General features: G+C 32.6%; 17 protein-coding genes and 2 other annotated features. Of the genes, 12 read left to right on the top strand and 5 right to left on the bottom strand.

Features of this window, described 5'->3' with window-relative positions:
- Positions 1 to 17: 17 nt before the first annotated feature.
- Positions 18 to 743, bottom strand: coding sequence for a TPM domain-containing protein (locus V5E38_RS16620; protein ID WP_499210810.1), 726 nt, complete (start codon positions 741 to 743; stop codon positions 18 to 20).
- Positions 740 to 1,315: a LemA family protein gene (locus V5E38_RS16615; protein WP_069034636.1), complete on the bottom strand. Its 576-nt coding sequence runs from the start codon at positions 1,313 to 1,315 to the stop codon at positions 740 to 742. Before V5E38_RS16615 ends, V5E38_RS16620 begins: the two co-directional genes overlap by 4 nt.
- Before the next feature lie 187 nt (positions 1,316 to 1,502).
- Positions 1,503 to 1,734, top strand: a binding site (T-box leader).
- Positions 1,735 to 1,800: 66 nt separating this feature from the next.
- Between V5E38_RS16615 and tyrS the strand changes: the two genes are divergently transcribed.
- The 6 genes from tyrS to V5E38_RS16585 all read left to right on the top strand — a co-directional run bounded on the left by tyrS (position 1,801) and on the right by V5E38_RS16585 (position 6,685).
- Positions 1,801 to 3,057, top strand: a complete 1,257-nt coding sequence (tyrS, locus tag V5E38_RS16610; protein ID WP_335447427.1) for a tyrosine--tRNA ligase — start codon at positions 1,801 to 1,803, stop codon at positions 3,055 to 3,057.
- 4 nt (positions 3,058 to 3,061) lie between these two features.
- Positions 3,062 to 3,305: a binding site (T-box leader), on the top strand.
- A gap of 67 nt (positions 3,306 to 3,372) precedes the next feature.
- The gene (locus V5E38_RS16605; RefSeq protein ID WP_499210809.1) at positions 3,373 to 3,819 is read left to right on the top strand and encodes a GNAT family N-acetyltransferase; all 447 of its coding nucleotides are present in this window, start codon (positions 3,373 to 3,375) and stop codon (positions 3,817 to 3,819) included.
- 19 nt (positions 3,820 to 3,838) lie between these two features.
- Complete coding sequence (gene nhaC, locus V5E38_RS16600) at positions 3,839 to 5,218, top strand: Na+/H+ antiporter NhaC (RefSeq protein ID WP_499210808.1); 1,380 nt, start codon at positions 3,839 to 3,841, stop codon at positions 5,216 to 5,218.
- A gap of 57 nt (positions 5,219 to 5,275) precedes the next feature.
- Positions 5,276 to 5,410: a hypothetical protein gene (locus V5E38_RS16595; RefSeq protein ID WP_097979132.1), complete on the top strand. Its 135-nt coding sequence runs from the start codon at positions 5,276 to 5,278 to the stop codon at positions 5,408 to 5,410.
- A gap of 190 nt (positions 5,411 to 5,600) precedes the next feature.
- Positions 5,601 to 6,182: a YdcF family protein gene (locus V5E38_RS16590; RefSeq protein WP_499210807.1), complete on the top strand. Its 582-nt coding sequence runs from the start codon at positions 5,601 to 5,603 to the stop codon at positions 6,180 to 6,182.
- 134 nt (positions 6,183 to 6,316) lie between these two features.
- Positions 6,317 to 6,685, top strand: coding sequence for a hypothetical protein (locus V5E38_RS16585; protein ID WP_499210806.1), 369 nt, complete (start codon positions 6,317 to 6,319; stop codon positions 6,683 to 6,685).
- A 240-nt stretch (positions 6,686 to 6,925) separates the two neighbouring features.
- Here the strand turns inward: V5E38_RS16585 and V5E38_RS16580 are convergent, their stop codons facing one another.
- The 3 genes from V5E38_RS16580 to V5E38_RS16570 all read right to left on the bottom strand — a co-directional run bounded on the left by V5E38_RS16580 (position 6,926) and on the right by V5E38_RS16570 (position 9,903).
- The gene (locus V5E38_RS16580; protein WP_499210805.1) at positions 6,926 to 7,762 is read right to left on the bottom strand and encodes a hypothetical protein; all 837 of its coding nucleotides are present in this window, start codon (positions 7,760 to 7,762) and stop codon (positions 6,926 to 6,928) included.
- A 754-nt stretch (positions 7,763 to 8,516) separates the two neighbouring features.
- Positions 8,517 to 9,119, bottom strand: coding sequence for a 30S ribosomal protein S4 (gene rpsD, locus V5E38_RS16575; protein ID WP_097979126.1), 603 nt, complete (start codon positions 9,117 to 9,119; stop codon positions 8,517 to 8,519).
- A 295-nt stretch (positions 9,120 to 9,414) separates the two neighbouring features.
- Entirely contained in the window at positions 9,415 to 9,903 is a 489-nt protein-coding gene (locus V5E38_RS16570) for a GAF domain-containing protein (RefSeq protein ID WP_499210804.1), read from the bottom strand.
- Between the two features lie 146 nt (positions 9,904 to 10,049).
- Here V5E38_RS16570 and refZ point away from each other — a divergent pair, with 146 nt between their 5' ends.
- The 6 genes from refZ to V5E38_RS16540 all read left to right on the top strand — a co-directional run bounded on the left by refZ (position 10,050) and on the right by V5E38_RS16540 (position 16,416).
- A complete protein-coding gene (gene refZ / locus V5E38_RS16565; RefSeq protein WP_499210803.1) occupies positions 10,050 to 10,697 on the top strand; it encodes a forespore capture DNA-binding protein RefZ in 648 nt (215 codons plus the stop codon).
- Positions 10,698 to 10,954: 257 nt separating this feature from the next.
- Entirely contained in the window at positions 10,955 to 12,673 is a 1,719-nt protein-coding gene (gene ezrA, locus V5E38_RS16560; protein WP_499210802.1) for a septation ring formation regulator EzrA, read from the top strand.
- 77 nt (positions 12,674 to 12,750) lie between these two features.
- Positions 12,751 to 13,893: a cysteine desulfurase family protein gene (locus V5E38_RS16555; protein WP_499210801.1), complete on the top strand. Its 1,143-nt coding sequence runs from the start codon at positions 12,751 to 12,753 to the stop codon at positions 13,891 to 13,893.
- Positions 13,894 to 13,897: 4 nt separating this feature from the next.
- A complete protein-coding gene (gene thiI / locus V5E38_RS16550; RefSeq protein ID WP_499210800.1) occupies positions 13,898 to 15,127 on the top strand; it encodes a tRNA sulfurtransferase in 1,230 nt (409 codons plus the stop codon).
- Positions 15,128 to 15,208: 81 nt separating this feature from the next.
- Positions 15,209 to 15,418: an alpha/beta-type small acid-soluble spore protein gene (locus V5E38_RS16545; protein WP_097979120.1), complete on the top strand. Its 210-nt coding sequence runs from the start codon at positions 15,209 to 15,211 to the stop codon at positions 15,416 to 15,418.
- A gap of 125 nt (positions 15,419 to 15,543) precedes the next feature.
- The gene (locus V5E38_RS16540) at positions 15,544 to 16,416 is read left to right on the top strand and encodes an aldose 1-epimerase family protein (RefSeq protein ID WP_499210799.1); all 873 of its coding nucleotides are present in this window, start codon (positions 15,544 to 15,546) and stop codon (positions 16,414 to 16,416) included.
- The last annotated feature ends 152 nt before the right edge of the window (positions 16,417 to 16,568 follow it).

Genomic DNA, 16,568 nt, shown 5'->3' with positions numbered 1-16,568 from the left:
ATGGTTTTTTTGTTGTTCTAAAATTTTCGATCGGAGCCACCACCGCCAGAGCTTCCTCCGCCACCGCCTCTTGGACCACCGCCACCTGATGAGTTTAATAGTGCAGGTAATAAATTTAAAATGAAATAAGTAAGTACACCATTAAAGAAAATCATATCAATGATGATGACCGCGATTACAATCGCAATGATGATGAATACTTTTAAAGTGGCCCATAAATTACTTGTTTTAGAATGACCAGTTTGTTCAGAGCCATTTAAAATAACATTATATAGAGATTTATATGTGTTTGTTAATGCAAGGGATTCTTCACCTTTTTTCAAATATGGAATAGCGTTCTGGTCCAAAATGTTACCAGATCTAATATCTGTTACAACTCCTTCTAAACCATATCCAACTTCGATCCTTATTTGTCTGTCTTTTTTAGCATATAACAAAAGAACACCATTATTTTTCTCTTTATTACCTAAACCATATTTACGAAATGCTGTATTAGCATATTCTTTAATATCGTTTCCTTCCAGACTTGGAATTGTTAATACCGCAAGTTGAGCGGAGGTAGTGTCTTCTAATTTTTTCCCTAATTGAATTAGAGTTTGTGTATCTTCTCTGTTAAGAACATTTGCATAATCTTGTACATAAATGTCTCCTACTTGAGAAGGGACTTTAATTTCAGCATTTGCTCCTGTAGCAAATGAAAAAAGAAATCCTATTAGGAAAATTGATGAGAGAAATTTTCTCATTTATTACCATCGCCACTAAAGTCAACCTCAGGTGTAGCTTTATCTTTTTCAGATACTTCAAAGTAATCCTTTTTCTCGAATCCAAAAGGTCCAGCTACTAGTACACCCGGGAATTTTTTGATTTTTTGGTTGTAAACCGTTACTGCATCATTATAATCTTTACGAGCAATGGCTAGTCGATTTTCAGTTCCTTCAAGGCTATCCATTAATGCTTGGAAGTTTTGATTTGATTTTAAATCTGGATAGTTTTCAACCACTACTAATAGACGGCTTAGCGCTCCAGACAATTCTGCATCAGCTTTACTTTTATCAGCAGTTGTTTGAGCACCAGCTAATTTTGCGCGTGCATCTGTTACTGAAGCAATCACATCTTTCTCTTGTGTAGCATATCCTTTTACTGTATTTACTAAGTTTGGTATTAAATCTGAACGACGTTTTAGTTGGTTATCAACTTGCGACATTTTATTTGTTACATTTTCTTCCTGAGTCACAAAGCTATTATAGCTTCCTACACCCATAAAGATTAGAACGACTACAATAATTAAAGCAATCCATATTCCTTTATTCTTCAAGAAAAAACACTCCATTTCCAAAATATGTATTTTTAAAGATGTTAGTATTAATATTTAACCATATTATTTGATATAAAGCATTTTTATTCAAATATTGAATGACAATTTAAATAAAATTAATAAAAATTTAATTATCTATTTGACTTAAACGATTTATTTGTGATATAAATGTTTCATAACATTTTAATAGTGAGCGTTGAAAGGCTTAGTAGTGTGAATGGTATTGGATCAGAGAGCTAATGGTTGGTGAGAATTAGCACAGACATTGACATGAATTACACCCTGGAGCATTCTTTTTCGAAATTTGTTTAAAGCAAATTAGGATTAGAACGGTTAACAGCCGTTAATTGTATGAGAGGTAGCTAGTTTTATTAGCTACAACTAGGGTGGTACCGCGATTATAATTATTCGTCCCTACTGTTTATCAGTAGGGACTTTTTGTTTTGTTTAAACGACGTATAGAGCATAGAAGGGGTGGGCTAAAAATGGAAAATATCTTACAAGATTTAGAATTTCGTGGATTAATTAATCAAATGACAGATGAAGAAGGTTTACAAAAATTATTAAGCGAAGAATCTGTTTCATTATATTGTGGTTTTGACCCAACTGGTGATAGCTTACACATTGGTCACTTATTACCAGTGTTAATGTTAAAGAGATTTCAAGTTGCAGGTCATAAACCGATTGGTTTAGTAGGTGGAGCAACTGGAATGATCGGTGATCCAAGTGGTAAGAAGGCAGAACGTACGCTAAATACTACTGAAACAGTAAAAATGTTCAGTGAACGAATTCGTACACAATTACTCCCATTTTTAAACTTCGAAGGTGAAAATGCTGCTAAAGTAGTTAATAACTTTGATTGGACAGGTGAATTAGATGTTATTACATTCTTACGTGACATCGGTAAAAACTTCGGATTAAACTACATGCTAGCTAAAGATTCAGTTGCATCTCGATTAGAAGCAGGTATTTCATTTACTGAATTTAGTTACATGATTTTACAATCATATGATTTCTTAAAATTATACCAAGACCATAACTGTAAATTACAAATTGGTGGTAGTGACCAATGGGGTAATATTACAGCGGGTATGGAATTAATACGTAAGACAGAAGAAGATTCAAAAGCTTTTGGTCTTACAGTACCTTTAGTAACAAAAGCTGATGGTTCTAAATTTGGTAAAACAGAAGGCGGAGCAGTTTGGTTAGACCCTGAAAAAACAACTCCATACGAATTCTACCAATTCTGGATTAATACAGATGACCGTGATGTAGTTAAATACTTGAAATACTTTACTTTCTTAACGAAAGAAGAAATTTTAGAGCTTGAGAAACAATTTAATGAAGCACCTGAACAACGTGTTGCTCAAAAAGCATTAGCTGCTGAAGTAACAAAACTAGTTCATGGTGAAGCAGCTCTTGATCAAGCGATTAAAATTACAGAAGCATTATTTAGTGGATCTGTAAAAGAATTAACTGCTGCTGAAATCAAACAAGGTTTTAAAGACGTACCTTCATTTAATTTAAGTGAAGCAGAAAAAGGATTAGTAGACTTACTAGTTGAAGCAAAAATTTCTCCATCAAAACGTCAAGCACGTGAAGATGTACAAAACGGTGCGGTTTATGTAAATGGAGATCGTATACAGGACGTTGCAACTGTCTTAACTAAACAAGATGCAATTGAAGAGCAATTTATTATTATCCGTCGTGGTAAGAAGAAATACCACTTGGTTACATTATAATTTTGAACAAACAGTGAACGAAAAAGCAGTAGTTTGATTGGTAGTAGTTCAGAGAGCGAGTGGTTGGTGAAAACTCGTCTACACAATCAAATGAATTACATTTCGGGAGTTTTCTTTTCGTAGTTAGTAGATCTAATGAAGGGAAGAACGTAAATCTACGTTACAGATTCGAGTGATAAGGAATTTTTCTTTTATAAGTATTGATTTCTTATAACTAGGGTGGTAACGCGATCGAGGTCGTCCCTATTTTTAATAGGGGGCCTCGATTTTTTATTGGCTTTTTTTGAAAGGGTGAAAATTATGGAGATAGTTGCAATGAGAGATTACCGAATATTGGCAAAACTTAACGAAGGTGTTCAAAACCTACATGCTGATTTATTTCCAGAGTTTTTTAAAGTTCATAATTCGGCTGAAATAACTGAGTTTTTCAAGAGTGTAGTTGATAAACCAAAGCATCATTTTTTCGTCGTTAAAGATGTCGAAGAATTAGTCGGTTATGCTTGGATTGAAATAAAAAATATACCTGAAGGACCGATAAAAAAGGCTTTTCGATTAGGGTATGTTCATCAGATAAGTATTAATGAAGAAAAAAGAAATAAGGGATACGGTTCATTCTTAATCCATAAAATTGCTTCTTTTGCTCGTGAGAATAATCTTTCAAGAATTGAGCTAGATTACTGGATCGACAATAAAAATGCAAGAAGCTTTTATGAGAAACTTGGGTTCGTAAAGTTTCGTGAACACGTATATATGGATGTATAAATAAGGGAGAGTATATAAAATGAAAAATATTGAATTAGGTGCGTTAATCGTACTGTTTGCAGTTATTATGTCTAGTTGTCTAGTTATATTAAAATCAGATCCACAAATTCCGCTTCTTTTATGTGTGGTTTGTTTAGCTGTATTTGGATTATTTAAAGGATTTAAATGGGAACAGATTGAAAATGGGATGAAAAAGGGTATTCAAAATGGGTTGTCTCCTACATTAATCTTAATGATGATCGGTCTATTAATCGGTTCTTGGATGCTAAGTGGTACGGTACCAACTTTATTATTTTACGGAATTTCTGTTCTTTCAGCTAAATGGTTTGCGATCAGTGCAATTTTTATTACAATCATTGTTGCTAGTTTTACAGGTAGTACATTTACTACTATTGCTACAGTCGGTGTAGCGTTAATGGGAATCGCTCATATTATGGGGATTCCACCAGCAATTGCAGCAGGTGCAATTATTAGTGGAGCGTGCTTTGGTGATAAAATGTCACCAATCTCAGATACAACGAATTTTGTTCCAAGCATTTTAGGAATAAAGGTTAATGAACATATTCGACATATGGCATATACAACAATTCCAGCATTAATTGTTACAGTTATTTTATTTTTAATCATCGGTATGGGTCATGGAAATACAGATATGGCGCAGGTTACAGAAATGAAAAAAGCAATTTCATCTAGCTTTGAAGTGAATCCGTTATTATTAATCCCATGTTTAATTGTATTTATTATGGCATTTAGAGGTTTTTCAACTTTACCAACAATGTCGGCGGGTATTGTTAGTTCATTAGTTTTAGCATTTTTCATTCAAAAGGATATTACACTTGCAAAAGTGTTTACAACATTACAAAATGGATTCCAAACGGATACAGGAAATGAAATGCTTAATTCGATTGTTAACCGTGGAGGATTACAATCGATGATGTGGTCCGTGTCATTAATTTTTATTGCACTTGCTTTAGGCGGATTATTACAAGAGCTACGTGTATTCGAGACATTAATAAAATCATTATCTAATTTGAAACGTAAAGGGAATATTGTTATTGCAAGTACATTATCTGCAATGAGTGTAAATCTTTTAACAGGTGAACAATACTTATCAATTCTACTTCCTGGGCAATTATTAAAGGATGTATTTATCAAAAAAAATATTCCACTTAAAAACTTATCACGTGCATTAGAAGATGGAGGAACTCTTTTTAATCCAATCGTTCCTTGGAGTGTAAGTGGAGCGTTTTTTGCTTCAACATTAGGAGTACCGGTTATTGATTACTTACCGTTTTCGTTCGTCCTATTTATTACACCACTATTCAGTATGTTAGCTGCTTTATTGGGTAAAGGATTAGAAGTTGAAAATAAAGGTGAAAGTTCAAGAAAAGTAGCATAAACAAATTATTTCTACGTAAACTAGTTTTTGTACGAACTGGTTAATGGAGGGAAAAAAATGAGTCATGCAGCAGGTGGTTCAAAGAAAAATCGTCCTAGTGATGCAAATCATGTAGATGCGAAAACGAAAGCACATCAAAAGAGACTTTCGAAGGATCAACATAATCCTATGGGCGATAAGTATCCTAGATAATTGAATAAATAATTTGAAACAATCCCTTATACGAAAGAAAGGACAAGCATTTCTTTTCGTATAGGGGATTTTTTATTTACGGTCTGAAATAATGTTAAAGAATTGTGGAATATTCCAAATTTTAGTGAAATCCACTTAATTATTAGATAAAATAAAAGTTAAAGTAATTTTATTTAAGGGGATAAAGCTAATGAGCGTTTTTAAAATAATTACATATATAATAATTATTGGGATACTAAGCTATGTATTCTGTATCGTTTTTATCGGTGTAAATAGCTTTTTGCAATATCAGCATAAAGTACCTAAAAACGCCGATTATGTTATTGTTTTAGGTGCTGGTTTGAAAAAAGATAAGCCTACTAGAGCTTTACGTTATCGAATTGAAACAGCAGCAAAATATGCTAAGGAAAATAAAAGTGCAAAAATTATTGTTTCAGGTGGAAAAGGTCATGATGAATTGATATCAGAAGCTGAATGTATGAGGGTTGAATTAATCAAATTAGGAATTGCAGAAGATCGAATCATTAAAGAAGATTTATCAACTAATACATACGAGAATATGAAATTCTCAAAAAAACTCATTCACAATGATCAAGCTCAAGGAGTCGTTGTTTCAAATGATTATCATTTATTTAGATCTTTAAAATTGGCTAAAAAACAAGGGTTAAATGTAGTCGGTCTTCCTGCAAAAACACCAAAAGTAATCATACCAACAGCATATTTAAGAGAATGTTTATCTATTTTAAAAGCTATTTACTATAAACAAATTTAATCATTTTAGGCAATCTATCATTTTTATAAAAACTATTATTTAATTTGTACCAATGTCCGTTTCATTTCTACTGATTGAAACATTTTATATTATATGGATTTGCTTGTCCAAATAATATGAAAGGAGTGACGTTGATGGCAAAATTTTTATCAACTGGCGTATTAAGAAGACATTCTAGTACTCAGTTTTTAACAGTTGAAGCAGTTAATGTTGACCCGGATGATGCTCGTTCTGTGAGTGTTTTAATGTTTGACTGGTCAAGTGGTTTACCAGTGATTCTTCCTATGGTTGACCCATCTACAGTAACAATTCCATCTAATCAATATAGAACATTTAGATCTTTCCAACTTCCACCAACTTTATATGCTTATGAGGTAAGAATTCTTCATCCGAAAGATCGTGATGTTGTAGTAAGTGTATTTGGACTTAGTGACATTGCATTTGATCCTCAAAATGGTAATAATGCAATGCAACATGACTTAGCGGTAGTGAAATTAAAATAATATAAAAGGTTATTTTAATACACCTCTCATTTCCGCCTAAGTAGCCCTTCGAGTAAAGTCGGGGGCTTTTTTTATTTAAGCTTATAGTTAAAAATGAAGAGGAATAAAAAACTCTCTATCAATTCTGGTAGGGAGTTTATGGGGTATGCATTTTAAGTTAATCTATGAATCATATAATATTTATGATTCCTTTTTTGGTTGTAAGTTTTCACCTAAACAAGAAAGTTAAGTATGTTTGAACTATTTAATCACTGAGTATGTAAAAGCAATTCCAACAGGTCTTTTATCTTTACCGGAGGATTCTTTTTTGTCAGTGCCAATCCACGAATCATTCCATACTTCAAAATTATATATCTTTAAGTAATCTTTTGCAGTGATACGATAAGTTTTACCGGCTGGGACACTTACTTCGTAGGTGTCAGAAATAGTATAGCTGCTTTTATAAGTAATTCCTAATTCCCCAGCTATGGCTTTAATAGGTAAACCTGCTGTACCAGAAACTTCTATCTGTCTTGACTCAGTTATAGACAGTGTTGCGGTACATTTACCTTTATAAGAACTCATACGAATAACTTCACCATTCCCATAAGTAGTATTTCCTTTTTTCACATATAACCCGTTACCCCATCTAGCTTTAATTGGAGTTGCAACTTCCTTGTTGAGATAACTGTCAATTTGGTCCTCTTTAATAACTACAGTGTATCCAAGAATATTTTCATCTTCTAATGGATAAATGACACCTGACTTCTTTAGGTCGTTTAAAACATCTTCGTTTGACACATCTATTTGTAAGTCCCCAACTTCATTAACCGCTATTTCAACTCCAGGTTCATCTTTTGAAACTACAACATCCTGACCTATTTCAAAAGTATTTTTCTTTGCTAATTCCTCATTAACTTCTTTTAGAGAATCTATATCTGTCAAAAGTTCAGTAGTAGGAGAATTCGATACTTGTTCCTCTACTGTAAAATTTTTAATTTCTTCAGCTACAACATTCTCGGTCTCTTTGGATAAAAATGGATAGGTAAATGTAAAAGCTAATACTAGAGAAAGAATAAGGACAAAAGCTTTCTTCATATCAATCCTCCGAATTTATAGTATGTAAATATATTCACAATGTAAGTGTATAATAAATATTGGGATTTGAATGTATCTAAAAAAAGTCTTTTTGTTTTAAAAATGGAACATTTCGAAATAGATAAATTTTCTTCGACGCTTTGTAAAGACAAAAGGCTATTATACTAAAATAAAAATTGAATTAATAAAACTACATTAAAAACAATTTAGCCGATGTTTCTAATGGTTTAGTGAGTACTAGTACAAACTTGAAATAAATAAAATCCCATATTAATATAATAGGGGGTTTTCACGTTGTTGAAAAACAACCATGTTAATTAAATTACCAAATTTTCGTAAAAGGAGTAGAGTGATGTTGATTTCCACTACAGGATGCTCGCTTTCCATGGGGCGAGACCTGGGCCTTCTCGGCAAGCCTGCGGGGGTCAAATAAGGACAGTCTATTTTGTTTATTATTCAAATGTTGCCCAGTACTTTTTGAATATGATTCATTAAAACTCCAAGTAAAAAGAACCCTTCCAGTAATAGTGAGTGCTGGAAGGGTCCTTTTTTCATTTGAATAGAATCGGATTATATAGTTTTAAAAGTGTCTGTCCACTATAATATACAATAAAATATCCCCCAAAAAAATCCGCCTAATTTGTGGTGGTTAGTTGGCTTTTGTTGTCAGAATTTAAATATAAAAAAACCCTAGAAGTGTTGATATAGCAACGTTTCTAGGGTTTTTATAAATGCTATTTACATAGCATTTTAATTAACGGTTGTAGAATTCAACGATAAGAGCTTCGTTGATTTCAGCTGGTAATTCAGAACGCTCTGGTAAGCGGTTGAAAGTACCTTCTAATTTGTCAGCGTTGAAAGTGATGTACTCAGGTACAAAGTTGTTAACTTCAACAGCTTCTTTAACTACAGCTAAGTTTTGTGATTTTTCACGTAAGCTGATAGTTTGGCCAATTTTCACGCGGAAAGAAGGGATGTCTACACGTTTGCCATCAACTAAGATGTGACCGTGGTTAACTAATTGACGAGCAGCACGACGAGTACGAGCAAGACCCATACGGTAAACTACGTTGTCTAAACGAGTTTCTAATAAGATCATGAAGTTTTCACCGTGTTTACCAGCTAATTTACCAGCGATATCAAAAGTGCGACGGAATTGGCGCTCATTAACACCAAACATGTGACGAAGCTTTTGCTTCTCTTGTAATTGTAAACCGTATTCTGATAATTTTTTACGTTGGTTAGGTCCGTGTTGACCTGGTGCGTAAGGGCGTTTTTCTAATTCTTTACCTGTTCCGCTTAATGAAATGCCTAAACGGCGAGATAATTTCCAAGTAGATCCTGTATAACGAGACATTGATTGTCTCCTCCTTTAGTTTTTATTTTGGAGTAAAATAAAAACGTTCGTGTAGCCCCAGTTTGTTTATTTTGCTTTCATGTATCCTCGCTCCAGCAGCCAGAGTTACGCGATGACACCTCTTAACAGTAGAGGAACAAAATAAATATCAAGCCTGTGCTTACAACGCTGCGTTATTTTACACAAAAAATATTATAACCAGATAGTATAAAATAGTCAAGGGCAGTTTTGTTTTTAGCTTTTTATAAAAAGAAAAAAGAAATCCAATAAAGGATTCCTTTAGAAATTAATTTTCTTATTTAATTGTTTCTTCAATTAAATTTACGATTGCTTGAAGATATTTTTGATCCGTTTCATCAAAACGATTGAATTCCGGACTATCGATATCTAATACACCAATTACTTCACCATTATGAATTAAAGGAATAACGATCTCTGAATTTGATGCAGCGTCACAAGCGATGTGGCCAGGGAAATCGTGAACATTATCGATTCTTTGAACTGTTTTTGTTTGAGCAGATGTACCGCAAACTCCCTTGCCGTATGGTATACGTACACAAGCAGGAAGACCTACAAATGGGCCTAATACTAATTCATTGCGATCGCCATCTTTTAAATAAAATCCTACCCAATTTATTTGGTGTAAAAACTGATTTAATAAGGCAGATGTATTTGCTAAATTAGCAATTAGGTTATGTTCACCATCTATTAAAGCTTTAACTTGAGCTGTTAGAGTATTATATTGTTGTTCTTTTGTACCTGAATATTCGACTTTTTGAAACATTTGTAGACCCCTTTCCCTATTTCATGTGAAATATCATAGCATATTTCGAAAGAATACTGGTGATTTTGTCGACCGATTTGTAGAGGATTTTATCAGTATTTCGCTAATTAATAAAGGAATTGATGTTGTAAAAGAGGGTGACGAGTATGGAGCAAGATAAACTTGCAACAAAGAAGAAAGTCATCGAGACAGCGCTTACGTTATTTAAAATTAATGGATACCATGGTACTTCAGTAAGGGACATTTCTAAAAAAGCAAATGTAAATATTGCGACGATTTCATATTATTTTAAAGGTAAACAAGGTTTACTTGAACATATCATAGTAGATTTTTTAGAAGGATACGTTGAAATTTTAGATAAACATAGTTTGTCATTGTATGATAAAAACGCAAATGTAATTTTAATGAACCTTGTTGGTGAAGTACTTAATTATTACTTTTTAAAAAAGGAATATGCTTCGATTTTTTACAGAGAGCTGACAATCGACTCGGTCTTCATTCGTGAAATTATGATGACTTATTTAGCAAGAGAGCGTTATACATTTACTCAAATTTATGATGCTATTCGTATGTCTAATGTGAAACTAACAATGCCATTTTCAGTCTTTTTCGTCCAATTAAAATCCTTCCTTTCAACACCGTACTTATTTCCAAGCTATTTAAATGAAGTATTGTATATAAAACAAAATGATATGTATTTTTTTGAAAGATATAAAGAGTATGTTGAGAAGTGGATCGAATCACTATTCGATATGGATGAGAGACTAGTTAGTCGAGTAGAACTGTCATCCTAAAAGTTCGCCTTTTTCATTGTGAAAAATCACAATGAAAAGGCGTTTTTCGTTGTTTGAAAATCTGAAATTTCTACAAGCTTTTACAGTATTTATTATAGTTTGATAAAAATATGAAAAAATTGAAAAAATTAAGCCAAAAATCAACTTTATCATGTTATTATTAACTATGACCTAAATAAATAGCGATTTATTAACTCAAAAAATAACGTTCAAATAAATAGATTCAGATGGCAGTAAAAGGAGGTACATCAGGGAAAATGACAATGACATTCTATGTAATTTTAGTCGTAATAGCTATTGTTATCGCATTAATGATTGTAGCCTTAACAATTCGACAACGTTTATTCAAAAAACTCGATGAACTTGAATCGTGGAGAATGCAGTTAATGAGTAAGCCAGTTACGGATGAACTTTCAAAGCTAAAGGCCTTAAATATGACCGGCCAAACGGAAGAGCTTTTTGATAAATGGAGAACCGATTGGGATGAACTAGTTACAACTTTTTTACCAAAAGTAACTGATTCCATCTCAGAAATAGATGAGGCAATTAATAAATATCATTTCATGAAAGCTAAAGCAGGGATTAGTGAAATTGAGGGAAGCCTAACTGAAGCTGAATCAAGCATCGATAAAATTCTAAATGAGGTAAGTGACCTAGTAGGTAGCGAAGAACAAAATAATTCGGATATTGAAATGTTAAACCAAGAGTATCTTGAGCAAAGAAAGCTTTTATTAACTCATCGTCATTTATATTCAATTTCTGAAACTCAGTTGGAACAAAAAATGGATGATATCAAACAACAAATTCAATTATTTAATGACACAACTGAAAAAGGAAACTATTTAGAAGCAAGAGGCTTAGTGAAAGAAATTGCTGATCAAGTACATATACTAAAAACAAATATGCAAATCATACCGGATTTATATATTGAATCTTCTACTACAATGCCCTCTCAAATACATAATTTAACTGATGGTTTAAAGCAAATGAAAGCAGATGGATATGTGCTTGATTTTGAAGCATTAGAAAATGAAACAATTGATTGTTCTAAAATATGTATCGACTGTGTCGAATTAATTAAAAAACTAGAAATCACAGAAGCGAATGATAAGCTTGAATTTGTGAAAGCAAAAGTCGATTCAATCTATGATTTATTAGAAAAAGAAGTAGAGAGTAAATTTGTAGTAGAAAAAGAAATATGGACTTCTCAGGAAGAAATTCAAAGTATTCGAGAAGATAATTTGAAAACAAAAGAAGAGACTCAATTAGTTCAGCAAATTTATGAATTAAGTGATGAAGATACTCAAGCACAAAAAATGGTTGAAAAGCAAGTAAGCATCATTACAAAACGCTTTGAATTATTGCAGATCCGTGTAGCAGAACAAGATCTTGCATTTTCTGTAATAAGAGAAGAATTAGATTTATTAAAAAAGCAAATGGAAGATGTTAAAGAATCTCATTTGATGTATGTTGAAATGCTAAAAGCACTTCGAAAAGATGAATTACAAGCTCGTGATCAATTAATTGAAATGAAACGATTAATGTTAGAGGTCAAACGTCTTGTTCAAATTTCTAATTTACCTGGTATGCCAGTTTCTTCTATGAAACAAATACAAGATGCTCAAGAAAGTATGCAAATTGTTTATTTGGAATTAGAGAAAAAGCCATTAAAAATGACGCATGTTTCATTTTTACTAGAAAAAGCAGCAACAGCTGTACATGTTTGCTATAATGATACGAAATATATGATTGAACAAGGGTATTTCGTAGAAAAAGTGATACAATATGGAAATCGCTATAGAAGTAAAAATGAACAAATGGCAACGTCAATGGACAAGGCAGAGCAATTATTTAGAGAATTTCAATATAACGAAGCTCTAGAAGAAGCTGCCGTTTCAATTGAAAAAATTGAACCTGGTGCAATCGATAAATTACAAGAAATACTAAGTGAACAAAAGTACACACTACCCCTATAGATGTAAATCTTAGGGGTTTCGTCTGTTTTCAGATATAATGAAAAATGGACTCAAGCAATATGGAGGTACAAAAAAATATGATTTATTTTGATAATAGCGCGACTACTAAGCCTTATAAAGAGGTATTAGACACATATATGACTGTTTCGGACCAATTTTTTGGAAATCCCTCTTCGATTCATAAGCTAGGTGGACGCTCAGAGCAATTACTCTCAAAAGCTAGAAACCAAATTGCAGAGCTTTTATCAGTTCAACCATCAGAGATCATCTTTACATCAGGTGGAACAGAGGGTAATAATTTAGCAATAAAAGGAACTGCCATGATGCATCGTTCAAGGGGGAAGCATTTAATTACGACTGAAATTGAACATCCGTCAATTTATGAAGCGTACAAACAATTAGAGGATCTAGGATTTGAAGTAACCTACTTATCCCCAAACGAAGATGGGTTTATTTCTGTTGACCAATTAAAAAATGCGTTAAGAGATGATACGATATTAGTTTCTGTCATTCATGTAAATAATGAAACAGGAGCAATTCAACCGATAGCCGAAATTGGGCGATTATTAACGGATTATCCTAAAGTATTTTTCCATGTTGACGCGGTTCAAGGGGTAGGGAAAGTACCATTAAATATTAAACAAGCTGCGATCGATTTATTATCTATTTCTGGTCATAAATTTCATAGTGTAAAAGGAACTGGAATTTTATATATTAGAGAAGGTGTAACATTATCATCTTTAATGACAGGTGGTTCACAGGAAAGAGAGATTCGTTCAGGAACGGAAAATCTAGCAGGAATTGTTGCGATGGCAAAAGCGTTAAGAATCACGCTAGAAAAACAAAAAACAATGAATGATCACCTATATAACATGAGAAACGCGCTCATTCAAAATTTAGAGATGATTGACTATACTGTATTGAACTCACCACAATCAGATTTTGCTCCACATATAATAAATATTTCATTTGTAGGATTAAAGCCTGAAGTAATTGTCCATGCTCTATCTGAAGAAAATGTTTTTATTTCTACAAAATCAGCATGTTCTTCTAAAACTTTTGAGATAAGCCGAGTACTACAAAGTATGGGTAAGAACGAAAAAGTAGCAAGTAGTGCTGTCAGAATAAGTCTTTCTTATGAAAATACAATGATTGAAGTAGAGCAGTTTAACAAAATAATTAAAGAAGTAATTAAAAATTTATATAAAATAATGGGGTAACAGCATGAATGTAGAATATATTTTAATTCGCTATGGAGAAATGACTACAAAAGGAAAAAATCGAGGTCGATTTACAAGTATATTAAGAGAAAATGTTCGAAATCGATTAAAAGCTTATGAAAAAATTAAAATCACTGCAACGCGTGATCGTATGTATATAAAATTAAATGGTGAAGACCATGAGAAGGTTGCTGCCAACCTAAAGGAAGTTTTCGGAATTCATACGTTTAGTTATGCTAGAAAAGTTGATACTGAATTAGATGCAATTAAAAAAGGTGCTCTTGAAGCTATTAACGAGCTTGGTGATAGTGTTAAAACGTTTAAAGTTAACGTACAACGTAGTTATAAACAATTCCCATTAAATACGCCACAGTTAAATCGCGAGCTAGGTGGGTATATTCTTCAAAATACTGAACACTTATCTGTAGATGTTCATCAGCCAGATGTAGCTGTTCGAGTAGAAGTGCGTGATGATGCTACATATATTACTTGTGGAGAAGAATATGGTGCAGGTGGCTATCCAGTTGGAGTTGGTGGAAAAGTTATGTTATTACTTTCTGGTGGAATCGATAGCCCAGTAGCAGCGTACATGTTATTAAAACGAGGTGTGTCAATAGAGGCGATTCATTTTGAAAGTCCTCCTTTTACGAGTGATCGTGCAAAACAAAAAGTATTTGATTTAGCAAGTAAATTAACTAGATATTGTAGACGAGTGACTTTACATGTTATACCATTTACTGAAATTCAAAAAGCAATTCATAAAGAAATGCCTGCAAGCTACACAATGACAATCATGAGACGTGTTATGCTTAAAATTGCAGAGCAAGTTTCTGTTGATCGAAAAGCACTTGCTTTAGCAACTGGTGAAAGTTTAGGTCAAGTGGCAAGCCAAACATTGGAAAGTATGCATACAATCAATGAAGTAACTAATTATCCAGTTTTAAGACCACTATTAGCTATGGATAAATTAGAGATTATGGATATTGCTAAAAAAATTGATACGTATGATATCAGTATTAGACCTTATGAGGATTGCTGTACAATTTTTACTCCAGCTAATCCAACTACAAAACCAAAACGTGATAAAGTGGCTCGTTACGAGAGTCGTTTTGACTTTACTGAACTAATAAATGAAGCTGTAGTTAATAGAGAATCAATCATTTTTGAGAACGAAATGATTCGAAATCAAACGTCAACAAAAGAAGAAGAAATCGATATCGACGCACTTTTATAAAATTACTAAAAATTACCAGTAGAAATATGAATGAAGATTTGTGTTTTATCACACTCTATACTCACAAGGAGGTGACAACACATGTCAAATAGAAATAATTCAGGTAGCAATCAATTATTAGTTGATGGTGCTGAGAATGCTTTAAACCAAATGAAGTATGAAATCGCTACAGAATTTGGTGTAAACCTTGGTCCAGATTCAACTTCACGTGCTAATGGTTCTGTTGGTGGTGAAATCACAAAGCGTTTAGTACAAATGGCTGAACAAAGCCTTGGTGGATTTTCTCGATAATAAAATTTAAATAATTATGGATTAAGGGGTAGGGTAAAACCTACCTCTTTTCTATTTCGCTTGATTTAATATTTAAGATTAACTTTGCTATAATTGAGGGAATAAATTAAAGGAGAGACCTGTTCATGTCAAATATCGAAAATGAATTTATTAAAATTACAACTAAATCACAGGGAGCAGAGTTGACGGGTATCTTTACAAAAAAAGATAATTTAAATTATTTATGGAATGCTGATCCTGCTTATTGGGGGAGACATGCACCTGTTTTATTTCCGAATGTTGGTAAATTAATTGATAATCAATATAAAGTGGATAATAAAGTTTATGAGCTTTCTCAACATGGTTTTGCAAGAGATATGGATTTTCAATTAACTGAAATGAAAGAAGACTATATTAACTATGAGTTAATCAGTAGTGAACACACGCTTTTAAAATATCCATTTCAATTTTCATTAAATATTAATTATAAGATTAAGAACAATACAGTTTTTATTAATTATGTTGTAACGAATAATGATCAGAAATCAATGCCATTTTCAATAGGTGCTCATCCGGCGTTTAACATACCACTGAAGGAAGATGAAAGTTTTGAGGATTATTACTTACAGTTTGAAGAGGAAGAAAGATTAGAAACAATTAAATTAGAAGGACCATATCGAAGTGGTAAAAGAGAACTAATCGGTCAAAATATTAAAAACTTACCATTAACTCGAGAACTTTTTAAGGATGATGCATTAATTTTTGAAAAACTTAATAAAAACGTGCTGACAATTCGTTCGAAAAATAATAGTAATACAATTAAAGTTCATTTTGAGGGGTTTCCATACGTTGGAATATGGACTACACAAACAGCACCGTTTCTATGTATTGAACCGTGGTATGGAATTGCAGATGAAATCGGCCAAGTAAAAGAAATGAAAGATAGACTTGGTATTCAAATGCTAAAACCTAATGAAACATTTACTTGTACATACAGTATTACAGTTGAAAGCGATTGATTTACAGGAAAGGCGAGGAGTATAGCTCGTTATTTTGATGAATTAAACTATCTTTTTTAGGTAGTTTATTTTTTTTGTGAGTTTTTGTTTAAATTTTCTGAAAAACAGTCGAAAAATAGCAGGAATTGACTATACAATTAACGAAACCATTA

The sequence above is a fragment of the Rossellomorea sp. GAMAL-10_SWC genome, from assembly GCF_049568075.1.
Classification (GTDB): Bacteria; Bacillota; Bacilli; order Bacillales; family Bacillaceae_G; genus Gottfriedia.
Note: the sequence above shows the minus strand (reverse complement) of the source record. Positions and strands in the feature narration are given on the sequence as shown.